The organism is Micromonospora sp. NPDC003776, assembly GCF_053605645.1.
This window is the reverse complement of sequence record NZ_JBSGJR010000781.1, coordinates 1-2540: the sequence shown is the minus strand read 5'-3', so window position 1 is coordinate 2540 and position 2540 is coordinate 1. Positions and strand designations below refer to the sequence as shown.

At 75.3% G+C, this 2540-nt stretch carries 1 protein-coding gene, 1 tRNA gene and 1 other RNA gene; 1 reads left to right on the top strand and 2 read right to left on the bottom strand.

All coding sequences use genetic code 11. From position 1 onward, the window contains the following. Together ACWEVO_RS34825 and ffs are read right to left on the bottom strand one after the other, a co-directional pair. Nucleotides 1–1926, bottom strand: a 1926-nt coding sequence (locus ACWEVO_RS34825) for a DNA polymerase III subunit gamma and tau (protein ID WP_452311660.1), incomplete at its 3' end; no start/stop codon positions are given. Between the two features lie 107 nt (nucleotides 1927–2033). Continuing rightward, nucleotides 2034–2123, bottom strand: an RNA gene (ffs, locus tag ACWEVO_RS34820) — signal recognition particle sRNA small type. A gap of 81 nt (nucleotides 2124–2204) precedes the next feature. Here ffs and ACWEVO_RS34815 point away from each other — a divergent pair. Next, nucleotides 2205–2289, top strand: a tRNA-Ser gene (locus ACWEVO_RS34815). Nucleotides 2290–2540 lie beyond the last annotated feature (251 nt).

Sequence of the window (2540 nt, the reverse complement as noted above, 5' to 3'; positions counted from 1 at the left end):
GGACGCGGTGTCCTGGCCGGCGGACGGGGTGTCCGACCGGGGCGCGGAGGGGCGGGCCGGGCCGCCGAGCGAGGCCGCACCCCGCTCCCCGGCCACCTCGCACCGGATCTGCCAACGGCCACCGAACTCCTCGTAGAGCGCGTCGGCCAGGACCGAAGTGTGGGCGGCCATCATCTGGGCGAGCACCGGCGACTTGACGGTCAGGACCAGCGTGTCGCCGTCCACGTCGCGTACCACCGCGTCGCGCATCAGGGCGGCGGCCGGCTTCTTGATCCGGTTGACCTTGGCGACGATGTCCGGCCAGACCCGGCGCACCGCGACGGCGTCGAGCGCGCCGGGCGGAGCGGCGCCCGGCCGGGGCGGCTCGGGCGTGGCCGGGTCGGGCATCACCGCCGAGGCGGGCGCCGGACGCCGGGCGGGCGTGCCCGACCCCGCGCCGTCGGGAGCCCGGTCGGCGGAACCCGGGGCCGGCACGGCGGTGCCGCCCGCGGACCGGCCGCCGGGGCGGGCATCCGGGCCGGGCTGGACACTGCCACTCACCGACGGGTCGGCCGGTCGGGCCGAGGCCGAACGGGCACCCGCCGCCGCGGCGGCGGCGCGAGCGGCGGCCGCCCCGGAGGGGGCCGCGGCAGCCGCCGGCGTGCCGGCGGTCTCCGGGTGGCTCGCGGCGGCAGCCGCGGTCGGGGCGGGAGCCGCCGGGCGTACCTCCGGGGCGGGGGCGACCGGCGCGGGGCCGGCGGCGGCCGGCGGCAGCTCGCCACCGCCCAGGGTGAGTCGGCGCTCCATCCGCTCCAGGCGCTGGAGCAGGCCACCGGTCGTGTCGTCCACGCCGGGCAGCAGCATCCGGGCGCAGATCAGCTCCAGCAGCAGCCGGGGCGCGGTGGTGCCGCGCATCTCGACCAGGCCGTTGTGCACGATGTCGGCGCAGCGGGACAGGGTGGCCGGGCCGAGCCGCTGGGCCTGGGCGGCCATCCGCTCGATCTGGTCGTCCGGCCCGTCGATGAGGCCCTTGGCGGCGGCGTCCGGCACCTGCTGCATCACGATCAGGTCGCGCAGCCGTTCCAGCAGGTCGGAGGCGAAGCGGCGGGAGTCGTGCCCGGCCTCGGCGACCCGGTCGATGGTGGCGTACGCGGCGGCGCCGTCACCGGCGGCGAGCGCGTCGCACATCTCGTCGATGAGCGCGGCGTCGGTGACGCCGAGCAGCGCGGCGGCCCGGGCGTAGCTGACGCCCTCGGGGCCGGCGCCCGCGATGAGCTGGTCGAGCACGGAGAGGCTGTCGCGCATGCTGCCCGCGCCCGCGCGCACCACCAGCGGGAAGACCGCCGGCTCGACGGTCACCCCCTCGGCCTCGCAGAGCTGCTGCAGATAGGGGCGGACCACCTTCGGCGGGAACAACCGGAACGGGTAGTGGTGGGTCCGCGACTTGATCGTGCCGAGGACCTTCTCCGGCTCGGTGGTGGCGAAGATGAACTTGACGAACTCCGGGGGCTCCTCGACCAGCTTGAGCAGGGCGTTGAAGCCGGCCGACGAGACCATGTGCGCCTCGTCGATGATGTAGATCTTGAAGCGGCTGCGGGCCGGTGCGAAGAACGCCTTCTCGCGGAGCTCGCGGGCGTCGTCGACACCACCGTGGCTGGCCGCGTCGATCTCGATGACGTCGATCGACCCGCCGCCGTCGGGGGCCAGCCCGCGGCACGACTCGCACTGGCCGCACGGCTCGGGGGTGGGGCCCTGCTCGCAGTTGAGCGAGCGGGCCAGGATCCGGGCGCTGGAGGTCTTGCCGCAGCCACGCGGGCCGGAGAAGAGGTAGGCGTGGTTGAGCCGGCCACTGCGCAGCGCCTGCGACAGCGGCTCGGTGACCTGCTCCTGGCCGATCATCTCGGCGAACGTCCGGGGCCGGTACTTGCGGTAAAGGGCCAGTGCCACCCGTACCGCCTCCTCTCGACCGAGCCATTCTGCGCCGGTCAGACTCGGGTGACCACCCACCACCCCGTGACCTGACCCGCAGGAACGTTACCGGCACCCGGAGACAGAAAGGCCTCCCGTGCACCCGGCAGAGCTCGCTTATCCTTGCTGCCTTCCGGCCCTGGGGAGGTTCACGAGATACCGCCGCACGGGAGGTGCCGCCAAGCCTACCCGACCCGGCGTGGATCTTCCGGGAGGGTGGGGTGGCCCACCCGCGCGGGACCTGTATCCTGGCTCGCGGAGGATTCGCCTAGAGGCCTAGGGCGCACGCTTGGAAAGCGTGTTGGGTTAACACCCTCACGAGTTCGAATCTCGTATCCTCCGCCGTCGACGCAAGGGCCGGCCCCGTCCCCGGGGCTGGCCCTTCGTCGTATCCGGGCACTCCACGCCCCGCTGGCCGACCTGATCGTCTCCGGGCCGTCCGTCCCGGTCCGGCCCCCGCGCCGGTACGCCGTCAGCCCCGGTCCCCCGTACCGGCTGCCGGCACCGGATCGGCCGGCGTGAGCGGGTCGACGGGGGGCCCGGCCGGCGCGTCCCGGCCGCCGCGCAGTGCCCAGCCGGCCAGCAGCAGCGCG